Origin of the sequence: Ciceribacter sichuanensis (assembly GCF_024055605.1) — a bacterium.
Lineage (GTDB): Bacteria > Pseudomonadota > Alphaproteobacteria > Rhizobiales > Rhizobiaceae > Allorhizobium > Allorhizobium sichuanense.
This window is the reverse complement of the sequence record NZ_JAMXLX010000014.1, coordinates 1-17,236: the sequence shown is the minus strand read 5'-3', so window position 1 is coordinate 17,236 and position 17,236 is coordinate 1. Positions and strand designations below refer to the sequence as shown.

The 17,236-nt window shown below is 57.6% G+C and carries 13 protein-coding genes and 1 tRNA gene; 9 read left to right on the top strand and 5 right to left on the bottom strand.

Annotated features, from left to right (window positions below; all coding sequences use genetic code 11):
• Positions 1 to 32: 32 nt before the first annotated feature.
• Positions 33 to 1,439 carry a nicotinate phosphoribosyltransferase gene (locus NBH21_RS24835; RefSeq protein ID WP_250912846.1) on the bottom strand — a complete coding sequence of 469 codons (1,407 nt, stop codon included), beginning with the start codon at positions 1,437 to 1,439 and terminating at the stop codon, positions 33 to 35.
• A gap of 280 nt (positions 1,440 to 1,719) precedes the next feature.
• On the opposite strand from NBH21_RS24835, the gene NBH21_RS24830 reads away from it, so the two are divergent.
• Positions 1,720 to 3,450, top strand: coding sequence for a hypothetical protein (locus tag NBH21_RS24830; RefSeq protein ID WP_250912847.1), 1,731 nt, complete (start codon positions 1,720 to 1,722; stop codon positions 3,448 to 3,450).
• A gap of 85 nt (positions 3,451 to 3,535) precedes the next feature.
• On the opposite strand, the gene rpsA is transcribed toward NBH21_RS24830, so the two are convergent.
• The 3 genes from rpsA to aroA form a co-directional block, all read right to left on the bottom strand.
• Positions 3,536 to 5,239 (bottom strand): 30S ribosomal protein S1, encoded by a 1,704-nt coding sequence (rpsA, locus tag NBH21_RS24825; RefSeq protein ID WP_250912848.1) that lies wholly within the window; start codon positions 5,237 to 5,239, stop codon positions 3,536 to 3,538.
• 160 nt (positions 5,240 to 5,399) lie between these two features.
• Positions 5,400 to 6,038 carry a (d)CMP kinase gene (cmk, locus tag NBH21_RS24820; protein ID WP_250912849.1) on the bottom strand — a complete coding sequence of 213 codons (639 nt, stop codon included), beginning with the start codon at positions 6,036 to 6,038 and terminating at the stop codon, positions 5,400 to 5,402.
• Positions 6,035 to 7,402 (bottom strand): 3-phosphoshikimate 1-carboxyvinyltransferase, encoded by a 1,368-nt coding sequence (aroA, locus tag NBH21_RS24815; protein WP_250912850.1) that lies wholly within the window; start codon positions 7,400 to 7,402, stop codon positions 6,035 to 6,037. Before aroA ends, cmk begins: the two co-directional genes overlap by 4 nt.
• A gap of 274 nt (positions 7,403 to 7,676) precedes the next feature.
• Here aroA and NBH21_RS24810 point away from each other — a divergent pair, with 274 nt between their 5' ends.
• Both NBH21_RS24810 and NBH21_RS24805 read left to right on the top strand, forming a co-directional pair.
• On the top strand, positions 7,677 to 8,063 hold the full coding sequence (locus NBH21_RS24810) for a TIGR02300 family protein (RefSeq protein ID WP_250912851.1): 387 nt from the start codon (positions 7,677 to 7,679) through the stop codon (positions 8,061 to 8,063).
• A 153-nt stretch (positions 8,064 to 8,216) separates the two neighbouring features.
• Positions 8,217 to 8,292: transfer RNA gene (locus tag NBH21_RS24805), tRNA-Ala, on the top strand.
• Positions 8,293 to 8,550: 258 nt separating this feature from the next.
• On the opposite strand, the gene NBH21_RS24800 is transcribed toward NBH21_RS24805, so the two are convergent.
• Entirely contained in the window at positions 8,551 to 9,681 is a 1,131-nt protein-coding gene (locus NBH21_RS24800) for a glycosyltransferase family 4 protein (protein ID WP_250912852.1), read from the bottom strand.
• A gap of 496 nt (positions 9,682 to 10,177) precedes the next feature.
• Between NBH21_RS24800 and NBH21_RS24795 the strand changes: the two genes are divergently transcribed.
• The 6 genes from NBH21_RS24795 (at position 10,178) to NBH21_RS24770 (ending at position 16,813) form a co-directional block, all read left to right on the top strand.
• Entirely contained in the window at positions 10,178 to 11,248 is a 1,071-nt protein-coding gene (locus NBH21_RS24795; RefSeq protein WP_250912853.1) for an N-acetylneuraminate synthase family protein, read from the top strand.
• An 82-nt stretch (positions 11,249 to 11,330) separates the two neighbouring features.
• Positions 11,331 to 11,834 carry a KdsC family phosphatase gene (locus NBH21_RS24790; RefSeq protein ID WP_250912854.1) on the top strand — a complete coding sequence of 168 codons (504 nt, stop codon included), beginning with the start codon at positions 11,331 to 11,333 and terminating at the stop codon, positions 11,832 to 11,834.
• Position 11,835: 1 nt separating this feature from the next.
• Positions 11,836 to 12,648, top strand: coding sequence for an SDR family oxidoreductase (locus tag NBH21_RS24785; RefSeq protein WP_250912855.1), 813 nt, complete (start codon positions 11,836 to 11,838; stop codon positions 12,646 to 12,648).
• A gap of 12 nt (positions 12,649 to 12,660) precedes the next feature.
• Positions 12,661 to 14,112 carry an aldehyde dehydrogenase family protein gene (locus NBH21_RS24780; protein ID WP_250912856.1) on the top strand — a complete coding sequence of 484 codons (1,452 nt, stop codon included), beginning with the start codon at positions 12,661 to 12,663 and terminating at the stop codon, positions 14,110 to 14,112.
• Between the two features lies 1 nt (position 14,113).
• On the top strand, positions 14,114 to 14,866 hold the full coding sequence (locus NBH21_RS24775) for an acylneuraminate cytidylyltransferase family protein (protein ID WP_250912857.1): 753 nt from the start codon (positions 14,114 to 14,116) through the stop codon (positions 14,864 to 14,866).
• 15 nt (positions 14,867 to 14,881) lie between these two features.
• Positions 14,882 to 16,813: a transketolase C-terminal domain-containing protein gene (locus NBH21_RS24770; protein ID WP_250912858.1), complete on the top strand. Its 1,932-nt coding sequence runs from the start codon at positions 14,882 to 14,884 to the stop codon at positions 16,811 to 16,813.
• Positions 16,814 to 17,236: the final 423 nt, after the last annotated feature.

Here is a 17,236-nt window from a genome sequence, read left to right as displayed (position 1 = left end):
GTATCGCGATCTTTCGGGATGGCTCGATGCGCCTATCGCCACTGTGCTCCGGCGGTAGCCGCAAGCTTGCGGATCTCGTCGAAGCCGAGGTCGCGCAGCAGCTTTCCGTTTTCCCAGACCGGTTGCAGCAGGTTCTGTCTCGGCCCCAGTTCGCCTAGCGGCACCGCGAAGACATCGCCATCTTCCAGAACCACGGCCTGACGGCCGAGAGCCGGCAGTTTCTCCTGCGGGTTGCCAGGCCTGCGGCCAATGTCGAGCCAAGCGCCGCTTTTGTCCTGCAACGCGCTCGCACGCATGGTGAAGGAAAGCGTGTCGCGGCTCACTTTCTGCAGGAGTGACGACCCCATGCCGAAGGAAATGTTTTCCGAGGAAAAGCCCATGCCCTCAAGGCGGCCGAGGATCATCTGGATGTCCTGCAGCGAAACGCCGTCCGACTGGATGACGCGCACGTTGTCGTCCAGAACCTTGAAGCCCTTGCCGTTCAGATGCGTGCCGAAGGCATAGGCAAGCTGCGCCACCACCTGGACCGGTGTATCGATCGGATCGCCGCTGTCGGAGCGAACGACCAGTGTGGCGTTGGCCGCGCGAATCTTCGTCTGCAGCTTCTTGCCGAGCGTATCGGCCACCGAATTGTGGAGATCGAAGCTGTCCGCCACGATCGAAAAGGCACCGAACCGGGCGAACTGGTCGATCATGTTGGAATAGGCGTCCGCTTCGCGTGCCTGTCCCCAAGCGGTGACCGTGGTGTGCTCCGATGCGGGAACGGAACGGCCCGCCATCAGCGCGCCGTAGTAGCGGCGCGCATGCAGGATGCCGGCCAGTGAATCGCTGCTGGTGAAATGCAGGAGATGGGCGGCTCCGCCAAGTCCGGTTTGTTCGAGGCTCGTCGTTCCCCTGGAGCCGAAGTCGCTGATGCTGGTCTCGATCAGTTCTTCCGCCCGGTCCGATGTGCGTTCAAGGAAGGGCCAGATGGCCTGCTTGATCCGCCATGCCATGGTCGCCACGGTGGAGGGGTACCAGATGGCCCGCAAGAGCGCGGTCTCGATGTAGGAGGTGAGCCACGGAACATTCGGATCCGTGTTGACGACCTGCGCCACGGGCACGTCGCGACGGACGGCAAAGCCTTCCTGCAATGCCTCGATTTTCAACGGCAGATATCCGCTATGGGTATCGACGATATGCGTCCAGCCTGCGCGGTCGAAGGGCTGGCCATGCAGCGTGGCGACTTCTTCCGCTTCATCGATATCGGATCGTGTGATAGCCCGGGAAAGATATTCCTTGAGGAACATCTGCAGCCCGAAAAACATCACGTCGGGTCGGAAAGAGTTCCCGCGGGTTGTGACATAGGCGCTGATGGCGCGGGTGCCGGCGGGATACTGCAGGAAATGCCCCAGCTTGTAGCTGTCGGTGTTCAGGATGGGATTACGGTCATTCGGCATTCAGCACCCATCTGTTGGCCGCAGCATCGCAAACAAAGCGGCCCGGTATTTCATTTCGTCAAAGATGTACGCGAGCCTTTCGGAGGCGGCAAGACGCGACAATCGCAATTATGGTTAGCGAATTGTTTACGTCTCGCAGGCATCATCAAGCCTACTAGACTGGCGATCTCCCCTATTCTTGAAGCCCACCGGCAGGATGGCCTGGCGGGACGGGGCCACCGCGTGCGCGGTTTCGAATTGCCGATGTTTCCCTGCAATCTTTGCATGAAGAGGAGTTCCCATGCTGCCTCCGGTTCAGGCAATTTCGAATTCCGGAACGTCCTATCCCGACTCCAGGAAACCGCAGGAGACGTTGATCGAGAGCGCTGCCCGCTCGGCAACAAGCGCGCAGCCCGCAGCCCAGGGCCTCGAACAGAACAGCGCAATCGCCGGCCGTCTCAACATGCTGCTGCTGTCCGGCCAGGAGCAGGAGCGCACGTCGCAGAATCTTGCTTCCCTGATCGACCTGCTTGGCCGTACCATGAAGGTCGAGCGCAACGACGGTGAAAGCCTGGGCGGCTATGCCACGCGCCTTTTCCAGACGCTCGCGAGCCTGTCGCCGGAGGATCGGCAGACCGTTCAACGCCAGCTCGCCCAGCTGTTCGGCGGCCTGCAGCTTCGCACGCTGATCGAGGCGTTCCGCAATCCGACCGGCCCCGAGGCTGCCATGCTGTCGATCTATCTGGAGCTCCATCGCAACAAGGATCGCGATCTCGCCGCCCGCTCGGCCGTGACGTCCTATCGCCAGAATGCCGGCGAGCAGAAGCAGGCGATGGGGCCTCTGCCGCAGCAGCCTGTCCCCACGCCGCCGCAGTCATCGAAACCGTCAGCCTTGCAGGCAGCGAACCAGCCGCCGGCTCCGCCGGAGGAGGGATTGGCAGAGGATGTCGCCCAGCCGGTCGGCAGGGATGCCATGGCGCGTTCGCGCCCGGACCGTGACATGAGCAGCGACACTGTGCGCAACGCCATGAAGCCGGCAGTCGCCACGGACAGTGCCAACCTCACGCGCAGCACCGCCGCCGCCCAAGGCACCGCGGATACCGATGCGGATGATATCCGGACATTGCAGGATCGCCTTCGCCATAATTTTGATTTCGGCGACGAGCCCGAGACCTCGCCGGCTTCGGCGCGTGCAACTCCGGTCCCGGCAGACGCGGCGCGATCGGTGTCCGATGCTTCTCGTGCGATACCGTCAAAGGAGGTCACGCAGCAGAGCAGTGTTCAGCGGACCCCGGACGCGGATCCAGAAATCGCGGCCACGCAGGGCGGACTTCAGGATGCCGCCGATGGCGTCGCCGATCAGGCGTTCAACGCTCTGAGGAGCTGGAAGGACACGGTTATGAGGACGCTTGTCCCGAATCCGGCGGAACTGTTGCCGCAGTCCGCGGAAGAGGGAGACCATGACGGGCTTGCAGCATCTGCGCTGCCGGCTCCAGCCGGCGAGGCGGATGACGATCAGACACCCTTCGATGCAGCGCATCGCGCTTCCAGCATGGCAAGGAGCGACGCTGCGCAGCCGGCGCTACAGGCACCTGGCGGCGATGAACCCGATCAGGCGACGGCCAGTACCCCGCACGGTGCAAGAATTGAAAACCTAGCCGCGATGCCTGTCACGAACGATAGTGATCATGAGGCCTTGCGCCAGAGCATGATGCTTCGTGAGGGCGTGCCTCTGCCTGTCATCAACTATCTGATGGCGCAGGATGAATATGTCGAGGACGAAAAGGAACTGAGGCACCGCTACGAGGAGGAAGATGGCGAGCATGGTGACGACCGCTCCGAGCCGGACGACGAAAGCGGAAAGGGTCAGGGCGAGGCTGAAGGAGAAGCCGCCACGCAGGAAGACGTTCCGGCCGAGCCTTCGCCCGTAGCAGAAAGCAAACCCGATGGTCCCGTGCCCCTGCTCGCGGCCGATATGGCGGATGGCCTGCCCGTAGCCGATCTTTACCATCGTATGGCCAACTGGGCCTGACCTGCAGCGAACGTTCCGGCTCGAACGAAAAAAGCCCGCCGATCATGCGATCGGCGGGCTTTCTGATACGTATTGAACCCTAGCCTTATTCGGCGTTGCGGTTCTTCAGGGCTGCGCCCAGGATGTCGCCGAGCGAAGCGCCAGAGTCGGAAGAACCGAACTGTGCGACGGCTTCCTTCTCTTCAGCGATTTCGAGCGCCTTGATCGAAAGCATGACCTTGCGGTCCTTCTTGGAGAAGTTCGTCACGCGGGCGTCGAACACCTGACCGACCGAGAAACGCTCCGGACGCTGATCATCGCGATCACGGGCCAGATCGTTGCGGCGGATGAAGGAGGTGATGTCCTCGTGGTTGACGAGCTTCACTTCCACGCCACCGTCGTTAATGGCGATGACTTCGCACGAAACGACAGCGTTCTTGCGCAGGTCGCCGGAGGCGGCAGCTTCGCCGACCGAATCGCGGCCGAGCTGCTTGATGCCGAGCGAGATGCGTTCCTTCTCGACGTCGACATCGAGAACGACAGCCTTGACCACGTCACCCTTGTTGTACTCCTCGATGACCTGTTCGCCCGGACGGTTCCAGTCGAGGTCGGAGAGGTGAACCATGCCGTCGACATCGCCTTCAAGGCCGATGAACAGGCCGAATTCGGTCTTGTTCTTGACTTCGCCTTCAACTTCGGTGCCGGCCGGGTGGCTATAGGCGAATGCCTGCCACGGGTTTTCCAGCGTCTGCTTGAGGCCAAGCGAGATACGGCGCTTGGACGGATCGACTTCGAGAACGACGACGTCGACTTCCTGGCTCGTGGACAGGATCTTGCCGGGGTGTACGTTCTTCTTGGTCCAGGACATTTCCGAGATGTGGATCAGGCCTTCGATGCCCGGCTCCAGCTCGACGAATGCACCGTAGTCGGTGATGTTCGTGACGGTGCCGGAAATCTTCTTGCCGACCGGGTACTTGGCGGCAATGCCATCCCACGGATCCGACTCGAGCTGCTTCATGCCGAGCGAGATGCGGTGGGTTTCCTGGTTGATGCGGATGATCTGAACCTTGACCTGCTGGCCGATGGACAGGATCTCCGACGGATGGTTGACGCGGCGCCATGCCATGTCGGTAACGTGCAGCAGGCCGTCGATGCCGCCGAGGTCAACGAACGCACCGTAATCGGTGATGTTCTTGACGACGCCGTCAACAACCTGGCCTTCTTCGAGGTTCTGAACGATTTCAGAACGCTGCTCTGCGCGGGACTCTTCGAGAACCGTACGGCGCGAAACAACGATGTTGCCGCGACGCTTGTCCATCTTAAGGATTTCGAAGGGCTGCGGGTTGTGCATCAGCGGGGTGACGTCGCGGATCGGACGGATGTCGACCTGCGAACGCGGCAGGAAGGCAACAGCGCCGTCGAGATCGACGGTGAAGCCACCCTTGACCTGGTTGAAGATGACGCCTTCAACACGCTCGCCAGCTTCGAACTTGGCTTCGAGCTTGATCCAGCTTTCTTCGCGGCGAGCCTTCTCGCGCGACAGAACGGCTTCGCCGAGAGCGTTTTCGATGCGCTCGACATAGACCTCGACTTCGTCGCCGACCTTCAGCGAACCGTCCTTGGCCCGTGCGCCGAATTCCTTGAGCGCGATGCGGCCTTCGACCTTGAGGCCGACGTCAACGATAGCGACGTCCTTCTCGATGGCCGTGATAATGCCCTTGGTGACATAGCCTTCTGCCAGATCGGTCTTGGCAAACGACTCTTCGAGCATTGCTGCGAAATCATCGCGCGTAGGGGTAGAAACAGACATGAAATCTCCTAGTCGCATCCAATCTGGACGCGGTATGCACCGGGGGTTCGAGTTGTACATGGCCAGAAAGATCGTCCGCCCTTCGTGAAGGGCTGTCCGGCGCGGGGACGTTCGTTTCGGCTGGTCTTTGCGGAAACCGGCTGGCCGGGTTCCGTATCGATTATGTCTTCAGGGCAGCATCGATAAAGGTTCGGGCCGCCTGAAACGCCGCCTCTATACTCATTTCCGACGTATCAAGCAAGTGCGCATCGTTCGCGGGCTTCAGAGGGCTGTCGGCCCGGCCCATGTCCCGCTCGTCGCGCTTCTTCACGTCAGCAAAGACGGCGTCGAAATCGGCGCTGCCGCCGCCTGAGACGATCTCGTCATAACGCCGTCTGGCGCGAACCTCGGGCGATGCGGTAACATAGAGTTTTACCGGCGCTTCCGGGCAGACGACGGTGCCGATGTCGCGGCCGTCGAGTACGGTGCCGGGCGTCTTTGCTGCAAACTTGCGCTGCGCCTCGACGAGCGCCCGCCGGACCTTCGGCATGACGGCGATCTTCGAGGCGGCCTCGCCGATCTGGTGTTGCGAAAGAACGGAACGATCGAGTCCGGCCAGGTCGATCGCAAGCGCCGTCTCTTCGGCGACCGTCTCGTTATCCAGCGGCTGGCCGGCATCGAGCAGAGCCTTGGCGACGGCACGGTAGGTCAGCCCGGTATCCAGATGATGAAAACCGTAATGCGAGGCGATCTGCCGGGACAGAGTTCCCTTGCCGGCCGCTGCCGGTCCATCGATGGCGACCGTGAAGGAGGTGCTCATGCAGCCTTGCCTTCGCGGGTTTCGATCTTCGCGCCAAGCCCGCTCATCAGGTCCATGAACTCAGGAAAACTGGTGGCGATCATGGTGGCGTCGTCGACGGTTACCGGATGCTCGGACACGAGACCCATGATCAGGAAGCTCATGGCGATACGATGGTCGAGATGAGTGGCGACCGCCGTGCCGGACGCGTTGCCGAGGCCCTTGCCGTCAGGCCGGCCGCGAACGACGAGGGTGGCTTCACTCTCGTCGCAATCGACGCCGTTAAGCTTCAGGCCGTCGGCGACGGCGGAAAGACGGTCCGATTCCTTCACCCTGAGTTCCTCGAGGCCGAGCATGGTGGTCGTCCCCTCGGCAAAGGCGGCCGCGACGGCGAGCACCGGATATTCGTCGATCATCGACGGTGCGCGATCTTCCGGCACGGTGACGCCCTTCAGGTTGGATGAACGCACGCGCAGGTCCGCCACATCCTCGCCGCCGGCCAGCCGTGGATTGAGGATTTCGATGTCTGCGCCCATTTCCTGCAGCGTCAGGATGAGGCCGGTGCGCGTCGGGTTCATCAGCACATTCAGGATGGTGACGTCCGAACCCGGAACGAGCAGGGCGGCAACCAGCGGGAACGCCGTGGAGGACGGATCGCCCGGCACGTCGATCACCTGGCCGATGAGCTTGCCGCGTCCCTCGATGCGGATCGTTCGGACACCTTCGGCATCCGTTTCGACCGTCAAGTTCGCGCCGAAGCCCTGCAGCATCTTTTCCGTATGGTCGCGGGTCATGATCGGTTCGATCACGGTGGTGATGCCGGGCGTATTGAGGCCGGCGAGCAGCACGGCAGATTTGACCTGCGCCGAGGCCATCGGCACGCGATACGTGATCGGGGCTGGCGTCTTCGGCCCATGCAGCGTTACCGGCAGGCGGTCGCCCTCGGCGGATTTCACCTGCACGCCCATTTCACGCAGCGGATTGAGCACGCGGCCCATCGGGCGCTTGGTAAGGGAGGCGTCGCCGATGAAGGTGCTGTCGAAATCATAGACGCCGACCAGACCCATGGTGAGGCGGCAGCCGGTGCCGGCATTGCCGAAGTCGAGCGGCGCTTCCGGTGCGAGCAGGCAGCCATTGCCGACGCCGTCGATGATCCAGGTATCTCCGTCCTTGACGATCCTGGCGCCCATCGCCTGCATCGCCTTGCCGGTGTTGATGACGTCTTCGCCTTCAAGCAGGCCGGTAATGCGCGTCTGCCCGGAGGCAAGGCCACCGAACATGAAGGAGCGATGGGAGATGGACTTGTCGCCGGGAATGCGGATGGTACCGGACAGGGCGGGCGATTTCCGCGAGATGGCCGGTCTGGGCAGGGCTCCATGCGACATGAACGTGTTTCCTCCAATCGGGCATTCTTGTGCGCCAACCATGCCCGGCTGCATCCTGCCGGTTGCCATGGGCGCCGATTTCCGCGCTCGTTAGCATAAACCGATTTGATGGTCATCCCTCGGTTGCCAAAAAGCCCTGGGAACGCGGTGTGAAGTTTGCCTTTGACAGAACGGGTTGCAACGATTAAGGGACCCCGCTAGCAATTTGACCGGTCAGGGACCGGATTAACGGCACTTGCCGGCACATTCCTCAAGACATCAAGAGGCTTCGACAGTGGCGAAAGCAGAACTTGGCACCAAGCGGACCGACCCGGATACGGGCAAGAAATTCTATGATCTGAACAAGGATCCGATCGTATCGCCCTACACGGGCAAGAGCTGGCCGCTCTCTTATTTCGAAGAAACTTCTGTAGCCTCCATCATGGAGAAGGCTGAAGAAGAGGAAGTGGCAGAAGTCGATGCCGAAAACACGGAAGTCGAACTCGTGTCCCTCGAAGACGCTGACGACAACGGCGGCGGCGACGATCTTCCGGATATGGGCGATGACGACGTCGAACTCGACGACGATGATGACGATACCTTCCTCGAAGCCGATGAAGACGATGACGATGACGACATGAGCGACATCATCGGCGTTACGGGCGATGAGGACGAAGTCTGATTTTTCAGACACCTGGACCCGGAAATGCAAAAACTTTTCCGGGTCTGCGATTTTTCGGCTTGCCATCTCCGAAAACCGGAAGTAATAAGCCGCCACCCGCCGGACAGCACGCCCGGCAGGTTCCCGGAACCGGCACTGCCGGACCCATGGTTTGGGGCTATAGCTCAGCTGGGAGAGCGCTTGCATGGCATGCAAGAGGTCAGCGGTTCGATCCCGCTTAGCTCCACCAAATTCTTACCAAAGCAAAAATATCTTGATAATTCCAAAACTTTATTTTGTTGATGGCCATCCTGACAGATCGACCATGCCAACTACGACAGCCGTGTGCTTCGGTCCTTCGGCGAATCTCCAAATATCGTCGGGCTGCTCCAAGGATGACTGCATTCTGAGTGTCTGAGCAACTCGCTTTTTCGAGAGGTGCGTTGCCGTCTCTAACCAGGTTCAGGCGCTGCAAAATCTGAAAATCGATTTGGGGCGCAGTTGGTGTTTATCGTGTGGCGGATGATTTTTTTCGAAGAGCAACTTCATAGACTGAGGCGTATCGTTCGCACATCTTGTCCGCGGTGAATTGAGCCTCGAATCTCTTCCGCGCATTTGCGCCTAGTTGGTGCATTCGCTCCGGTTGCTGGAGGCAGTCTTGCATCGCCTGTGCCAGTGCATTGGCGTCATCCGGGCTGACCACGAAGCCGGTTTCGCCGTCAAGGTTCACGTAACTTGTGCCGGTTCCGATATTGGTTGAAATCATCGGTTTTCCGAACATGGACGCCTCGACCAGCGACAGGCCAAATGCTTCGGAACGAAGATGAGAAGGAAATGCGAACGCAGTGCAAAGCTCGAGCAGGGCGCTCTTTGAGGCGTCGGGCAATGATCCAAGGAAATGGACATTGTGAAGGCCCAGTTGCTCACTCATTGCTTTCAGCGATTTTTCCATGGGACCGGCGCCAACAATCAATATGTCAGCGTCCACCTTCTTTGCTGCCACGAGAAGGGTATGCAGGCCCTTGTAATATCGAAGGACGCCCACGAACAGGAAGAACGGATGTTTGAACTTTTGCTGCCATCTAAGGAGCTCCTCGGGGGTGGCGTGCGGATAATCTGCTTCATCCAGGCCGAGGGGTATAACGCTTGTCTTGTCCTTGTATTCGCTCAGGACTGGGCTCGTTTCAGTATAGGCGGGCGAGGTGGCGCAGATGCAATCAACGCTTCCCAAGAATTTATGCATTATCGGTTTATAAAGCTGAAGTAGAAATTTCTGTTTCACGATGTCCGAATGATAGGTCACGACCGTTGCCGCTTTGGGGCTCGTCCATAGGTGAACAAGATCCATGAACGGCCAGGGAAAGTGGTAGTGTATTACGTCTGCCTGCGCGCTTAATTCCTTGAAGCGGCTGAAGGCCTCTGTCGAAAAACCAGTCGAGGCGAACTGAAAATCAAGTTTTGCTTTATGTGCAAAGCTTCCGTCAAAATTCAGTGAGTTTTGTTCCGGATTAGTGCTCAGGGAAAGAATCTCGGCGTCGATACCATATTTGCGACCGCCTCTTGCGATGGCGTGGATCGTCCGCTCGACGCCTCCGAACGTGTCAGGCCAATAGGTTTTGAAAAAATGCAGTACTCGCACAGTTTAACCCTCGGAGAATTTCGTATCAGCGATCGTGCCACAGATCCGATTGTCTGTTGACCTTGGGTCTGTGGGCTTTTGGGTGTCGGTGAATCGTCTCTACATCGGACTTTTGTGCCGATGGAAGCGTTGTTCGCATTCGTGTCCTCAGTGAATTTGAATGTCCATTGCCTATGAGCTCTTCTCGCGGTTCTGCACATGCTACAGCCCGACCTATCTCATGGCGTGGCTGAACTCCAGACTGCAACGCGATCCCGGCATGAATTGCGTTAGTCGGCAACAGGTCCAATGATAACTGAGGGTGAGACGGCAGACCTGTTTCCTTTGGAGCGGCCCCATGACTTCGCTTCCGGTGCGGATGTCGGCTTGGCACGCCTATAATCAGCCGCTATATGAGGCTCGGAAATGCCGAGCGGCGCTGACGGATTGGGGCATTGGGTTTGGAATATCGTCATCCGACCATATAAGCGGCGTCCGATGCATCCGGTGAATACACATGGCCGGAATTCAACAGTTACAAGAAGAACACAAGGAGACACTTTTGTTCAAGGAACTTAATGGGGCTTTCGTTATCGCCGAGGTTGGGCAGAACCACCAGGGCGATTTGGATCTGGCTCGCGAATACATCAAGCTCATGGCCATGGCAGGTGCTGATGCAGTCAAATTTCAGACCCGCAATAACAAATATCTGTTCTCTCAGGATGCTTACGAGGCTGATTACGCTAGCGAGAACGCATTTGCGTCGACCTATGGCGCACACCGCGAAGCTCTGGAACTGAAGCTTGAGTGGCTGCCAATCCTGAAGAAGGATTGCGAGAAGTACGAGATTAAGTTTATGTCGACACCGTTCGACGAGCCCAGTCTTGAGGCGTTGATGGATATCGATGTAGATATCATCAAGATCGCTTCCTTCGATCTTGGCAACTTGCCCTTCATTCACCGTATCGGTGCAACCGGCAAGCCGGTCGTGATGAGCGTAGGTGGTGGAAAGGCCGATCAGATAAAGTCCAGCGTCGAAGCGCTATTGCAGCACGACAATGCCGACATCGCCATCCTGCACTGTGTTTCGGAATATCCTTGCGCGCACAATCGCCTTGGCCTCTCTGAGATCCGCAATCTCATTAAGGAATTCCCCGGCTGTACCATTGGCTCGTCTGACCACTTCAACGGAACACTTTCTGGTCCGGTGGCCTACATGCAGGGTGCAAGGGTTTTCGAAAAACACGTGACGCTAAACCGCGCATGGAAGGGGACGGATCACAGCTTTGCGCTGGAGCCTGAAGGCTTCCGCAAGTTCGTGCGTGACATCAAGCGCACACCTGAAATGCTGCCACCCAAGCCGAAGGATGACATCGGTAGCGAACCGGTATTCAAAAAGCTTGGTAAGTCGTTGATCGCTAACCAGGCCATTGCTGCAGGTGAAGAAGTTACGATTGACAAACTGTCTGGTCGGATCTTCCGTCAGACCTACATTCCCGTTCGCGAATCCAATCAGGTCATCGGGAAGACGGCGGTTGAAGGTTTTGCCGAGGGCGATCCGATCGATTATGCAAAGCTGTCCGGCTGATCGCGCCGAGTCAATATAAGTTTCGGCGCCTGAGCCTCTGGATGGGGCGCCGAACAGTCTGTTGTGACGGGGCATTTTAATCGTGACGGATTTTGAGAAGCTTTTGGAGAAGGTCGAGCTGATTGTGTTCGATTTCGACGGCGTCTTCACCGACAATGCAGTCTGGATAGCGGCAACAGGTGTCGAGACTGTCCGCTGCAGCCGAAGCGATGGCCTGGGCATCTCCAAGCTTCGTTCCATAGGGATTCACATGCATATTCTCTCGACCGAGACGAACAAGGTTGTGAGTGTGCGTGCAGAGAAATTGAAGCTTCCAGTGTGTCAGGGTGTCGAGGACAAGTCGGAAGGGTTCCTCTCGATTTGTGCCGAATACGGCGTCGCTCCTGCCAATGCTGCCTTCATGGGCAACGACATCAATGATATTCCTGCCCTGAAGCTGGCCGGCATTCCTATTGCCGTTGCGGATGCCCACGAAGACATTCTGCCTTATGTGCTTCTCAAGACGACAAGAGCAGGTGGGTATGGTGCGGTCCGGGAATTCTGCGACCAGATCCACAAAATCAAATCCGCTAGTGGAAGTTACTGATATGACGACTGATCAGCTTTTCGACGTCAAGAACGAGATTGTTGTTGTTACCGGCGCAGGCGGACAGCTCGGGCATCGGTATGCACAGGGCTTTCTGGCCCGCGGCGGCAAGGTTATTGGCCTCGACGTTCGTCCCTCCTCTCGAATTGAGGAGTTGAGTGCTTCATATCCGGGGCAGTTCTTCTTTTACGAATCGGATATTACCAGCAAATCCGGTTTGGAGAGCGTGCTGAACTCGATTAAGGCGACGGTTGGCGTTCCGACGGTCCTGGTCAACAACGCTGGCTTGGATTCGCCGCCCTCCGCGCCGCCGGAGGAAACCGGACCGTTTGAGGATTATCCCGAAGAATCATGGGACCGGGTGATCGACGTCAATCTGAAGGGCGTGTTTCTCTGCTGTCAGGTTTTCGGTGGCGCGATGGCCGCAGCCGGGAGGGGCTCGATCATCAATATTGCCTCGATTTACGGCGTTGTTTCTCCCGACCAGTCGATTTACGAGTATAAGAGGCAGCGTGGCGAAGTGTTCTTCAAGCCTGTTGCATACTCGGCGTCGAAGGGTGGTATCCCGAACCTTACGCGCTACCTAGCAACCTACTGGGCGAAGAAAGGTGTCAGGGTGAATACCCTGACCATCGCCGGTGTATTCAACAATCAGGATGATAATTTCCTTCAGGCTTACTGTGGTCGTATTCCGATTGGCCGCATGGCAAAGGATGACGAGTACACAGGCGCGGTCCTTTTTATGGCAAGCCCGGCATCAAGCTACATGACAGGCTCCAACATGGTGCTCGATGGCGGCTGGACGGCAATCTAACGGACGGATAACATGAAGATCTACAACTGGATCAATAACGCTTCAGCGGCCCCTCGAAGCGACCGCTGGGTTGAAAAGTTCAATCCTCATACTGGCGCGGTTATGTCTCAGTTCGCGGCCTCTGACGCGACGGATGTCGAAGCGGGAATATCTGCTGCGACGGTAGCTTTCGGGGAATGGTCTGCGTTAACCCCGGTGAAGCGCGGTCAGATGATCGGTGATTTCGTCGATTTGCTGAAGAAGCACAAGCAGGAACTGGCTGATTGCATAGCCGAAGAGACAGGCAAGCCGCCGCAGGACGCGTTGGGCGAATTGGGCGGTGCCATCACGCAGGGCGAGTATTTCGCCGGTGAGGGAATGCGCCTTTACGCGCGCTCCCTGACTTCGGGAACCCCGGCCAAATACAGTCATACGGTGCGCTGCCCCCTGGGCGTGGCCGGGCTGATCGTTCCGGCCAACACTCCGGCCGCGAATCTTGCATGGAAGATCTTCCCTGCTCTCGTTTGTGGTAACACTGCAGTCGTCAAATCAGCGGAAGATTCGCCTCATATCGCCGTCAAATTTGCCGAGATTGCTGCAGAGGCTGGTTTGCCTGCTGGTGTCTTGAACGTTGTTCATGGTGTGGGTAGTGAGGCAGGTAGTTGTCTCGTAGAGGATCCCCGCATAGCGATCATAAGTTTTACTGGCTCGACCCCGGTCGGTCGGCAGATCGCCGAAAAAGCAGGCAGGCGATTGGCTCGAGTTTCGTTGGAACTGGGCGGCAAAAATCCCTTCGTGGTCTGCGACGATGCCAATATTGAAAACGCCGCCCACTGGGCGAGCCTTTCGGCCTTTAGTAATGCTGGGCAGCGCTGTGCTGCCGGTAGCAAGTTTCTAGTCTTTGAAAAGGTGTATGACGAATTCCGGGATGCTTTTCTCGCGAAAGCGAAGACGCTGAAGCTGGGAATTGCCGCCGATTGCAACCTTGGGCCGGTGGTCAGCAAGCGTCAGCAGGAAAAGGTTATCTCGCTGATCGAGGGTGCGAAGGTGCAGGGCGGCAAAGTCCTCTGTGGCGGCGGTGTTCCGACAGATGACCGTCTCGCTGGCGGATATTACGTCGAGCCGACGATCATCGACGGATTGGCGAGAGATGCTGATATCTGCCGGCAGGAAATTTTCGGACCGGTCGCGACGCTGCATCCTGTATCTTCCATGCAGGACGCACTCGAAATGGCCAACGCCACGGAATACGGATTGACTGCCTCCATTCACACGACAAGCGTCGATCGGGCTATGTGGTTTGCTCAGCGCATCCGTGCTGGCGTTGCAAATATAAATGGCGGTACCTATGGCAGTGAACCGCATATGCCGTTCGGTGGCTTCGGAGCCTCGGGCAACGGGACACGTGAGCCTGGCGCGGAAGCGCTGGACGTATATTCGGAGTTGAAGAACATTTCGTTTTTTGTCCGCGAAGGATTGATTTAGAATGGCTGAACGGGTTGTTGCATTCATACCGGCGCGTTCCGGCTCAAAGCGAGTTAAGGACAAGAACATCAGGGAATTGGGCAACCACCCGGTGATGGCCTATTCCATTCAAGCTGCCGTACAGTCTGGCGTGTTCACGGATGTAATCTGTGCGACGGATAGTGAGAGATATGCCGATATTGCCCGTCATTATGGTGCCGAGGTGCCGGTGTTGCGCGATGAGAAGATATCCGGCGACACTTCCCCGGATATCGAATGGGTCGTATGGCTTCTTCGTTATCTCGAGCAGCAGGGACGAACTTACGATGCCTTCAGCATCCTGCGTCCGACCTCTCCGTTTCGCCTCCCGCAGACCATACGTCGTGCTTGGGCAACCTTCTCCGGGGATGGACAGGCCGATTCGCTGCGCGCCGTCGAAAAGTGCAAGCAGCATCCGGGCAAGATGTGGTCGATCCGGGGCAATCGCATGTTGCCCTTGATGCCGTTCAATCAACCGGATGGTACGCCGTGGCATTCAAGCCAATACGCTTCGTTGCCAGAAATCTACGTTCAGGATGCAAGCCTCGAAATCGCCTGGACGCTGGTGGCTCTTGAAAAGAATTCGATTGCCGGGGACGTTATTATTCCGTTTGTCAGCAAGGATCTTGAGGGTTTCGATATCAATAATCCGGAAGATTGGTGGCTTGCAGAACGAATTATTGCGAGCGGCGATGCCGAACTCACCCAAATTTCCATTCCGCCCTACCAATTCTAAATTAAGGAGCTTCCCGTGGGAGATCTGATCGGCGAAGCCGTAGAAGGCACGCTATATTACATCACGCCCGACCAGTTTGACGCTGTTCGCAATGCAAACCTCAAGCGGCTTGATGTGGCGGGCCTCTTCGCTGATATGTGCCGTCTGAATGCTCTCTACATGATCGCGCGAGCTGGCTCAGGCCACATCGGCTCATCATTTTCTTCGATGGACATTTTCAGCTGGCTGCTGCTTGAAGAGTTGAAAGAGGGCAACGGACGCGATACGACCGATGATGTTTTCTTCAGCTCCAAGGGACATGATGCGCCCGGCTACTACTCTGTGCTCATGGCGCTCAAGAAGCTGCCCTTCGATCTGATCCACAAGCTGCGCGACATTGAGGGATTGCCAGGACATCCGGACGTCGGTACGCCTTCGATCGTCACCAACACTGGGTCGCTTGGAATGGGGATTTCCAAAGCAAAGGGTATGGTTGCCGCCAACCGTCTCGCCGGCAAGAAGGGCCGTGTCTTTGTACTCACCGGAGATGGTGAACTGCAGGAAGGTCAGATCTGGGAATCGCTGGGTTCCGCGGTCAATAGCGGTCTTGGGGAAATCGTGGTCATCGTTGACCATAACAAGCTGCAATCCGACACCTTTGTGAAGAACGTTTCCGATCTCGGTGACCTTGAGGCCAAATTCGAATCGTTCGGTTGGCGCGTGGCTCGTGTTGATGGCAACGACCTTTCTGCGTTGAGTGAAACTCTCCGTAATCTTGACGGCGAGGCGCGGCCAAAGGTCATCATTGCGGACACGGTTAAGGGCAAGGGCGTTTCCTTCATGGAGCACACCTCGCTTGATTCCGATGTTGATACATATGCCTACCACAGCGGGGCGCCGAACGCGGATGCCTATCGACTTGCCGCGCAAGAAATCATGGCGCGGCTGAGCGCCAACTGCAAGAAGCTGGGCATCGCTCAGCTTCTTTGTGAAAAGATGGAGCGCGTGAATCCGCCCGCGGCGATTGGTACTGTTCAAAAGCTTATCCCAGCCTATTCTGATGCTTTGCTCGCCGAAGCTAGGAAGCATTCTGAGCTGGTAGCGCTGGACGCGGACCTCGTCCTAGACACGGGTCTCATCCCCTTCCGGGAAGCCTATCCCAAGCGCTTCTTCGAATGCGGCATTGCTGAGCAGGACATGGTGTCCACCGCGGGAGGAATGGCAATTAATGGCCTTCTGCCGGTCGTTCATTCCTTCGCCTGTTTCCTTTCTACTCGTCCGAATGAGCAGATTTACAACAACTGCACCGAACAGACCAAAATCATCTATGTCGGATCGCTGGCGGGCGTTATTCCGGGCGGTCCCGGCCATTCCCATCAGTCAGTACGTGATATCTCCGCGCTCGCCGCGATGCCGGGCATGACGCTGGTCGAGCCCTCCTGTGCAGCGGAGGTCGGACCTCTGCTATCTTGGTGTGTCAATGACAACGATGGCTCAAGCTATATGCGGCTTGTCTCCGTACCTGTTCACGTGTCCTTTGAGCTGCCAGCTGGCTACAAACCAGTGAAGGGTCAGGGAAGTGTTCTGCGCGAAGGCAAGGACATCGCGATCATTACTTACGGCATGGTGTTGTTGAACAACGCTTATAAGGCGGCGGTAAACCTTGCCGAACAGCGAAACGTAGAGGTGAAGGTCATCAACCTGCCTTGGCTTAATGCAATCGATTCTGACTGGCTGGCAGGAGCGCTGGAAGGCTTCTCGACAGTCATCTCCCTTGACAATCACTATGTTGTGGGTGGTCAGGGCGATGCCATCGGCCGGGAAATCGCCAAGCGGTCCGACATCCAGGCGAAGCTTGTTCAGGCCGGCGTCGAATCCATACCGCCGAGCGGCACAAACGATCAGGTGCTTAAGGCCGTTGGCTTGGATGTCGCTTCGATCGAAGCGCTTGTTCTGGCAAATATCTGAAGGCTTGTTTATTGAAGTCACATGCTGCGATGGGGGTAGCCGCTTTCGCAGCATGTGGCTTTATCACGTCCCCCTGTCGTTGGACCGGACATCCAGCTTGCCTATTGTTAGGCCCATGCCTGTCGCAAGCTGGTCGAGATTACTCTTAGCGTAAGCGCACATTTCCCTGCACCTGTTCATTGAAAAGCGCATGAGAGATTCTGTGTCCACAAGGGAGGCTGTGGACACAGAATGGCTGTCAATAGTCGTCGTAACGGGACCCCTTATCGGCTTCCAAAAGGGAACCCTAACTCTGGTGACCTGCTCCCCTGGAATGTCCTCGGTTTGAGGTTAGTCTGTTCTCCGGAGAAGGAGACAGAGAATGAAGCGTTCCCGTTTCAGCGACGAGCAGATCATCGGTATTCTGAAGGAGCATCAGGCCGG

What these genes read in the sequence shown, in the direction of transcription:
- NBH21_RS24835 (WP_250912846.1), bottom strand. Translation starts at nt 1,439, where the DNA reads ATGCCGAATGACCGTAATCCCATCCTGAACACCGACAGCTACAAGCTG.
- NBH21_RS24830 (WP_250912847.1), top strand. Translation starts at nt 1,720, where the DNA reads ATGCTGCCTCCGGTTCAGGCAATTTCGAATTCCGGAACGTCCTATCCC.
- rpsA (WP_250912848.1), bottom strand. Translation starts at nt 5,239, where the DNA reads ATGTCTGTTTCTACCCCTACGCGCGATGATTTCGCAGCAATGCTCGAA.
- cmk (WP_250912849.1), bottom strand. Translation starts at nt 6,038, where the DNA reads ATGAGCACCTCCTTCACGGTCGCCATCGATGGACCGGCAGCGGCCGGC.
- aroA (WP_250912850.1), bottom strand. Translation starts at nt 7,402, where the DNA reads ATGTCGCATGGAGCCCTGCCCAGACCGGCCATCTCGCGGAAATCGCCC.
- NBH21_RS24795 (WP_250912853.1), top strand. Translation starts at nt 10,178, where the DNA reads ATGGCCGGAATTCAACAGTTACAAGAAGAACACAAGGAGACACTTTTG.
- NBH21_RS24785 (WP_250912855.1), top strand. Translation starts at nt 11,836, where the DNA reads ATGACGACTGATCAGCTTTTCGACGTCAAGAACGAGATTGTTGTTGTT.
- NBH21_RS24780 (WP_250912856.1), top strand. Translation starts at nt 12,661, where the DNA reads ATGAAGATCTACAACTGGATCAATAACGCTTCAGCGGCCCCTCGAAGC.
- NBH21_RS24775 (WP_250912857.1), top strand. Translation starts at nt 14,114, where the DNA reads ATGGCTGAACGGGTTGTTGCATTCATACCGGCGCGTTCCGGCTCAAAG.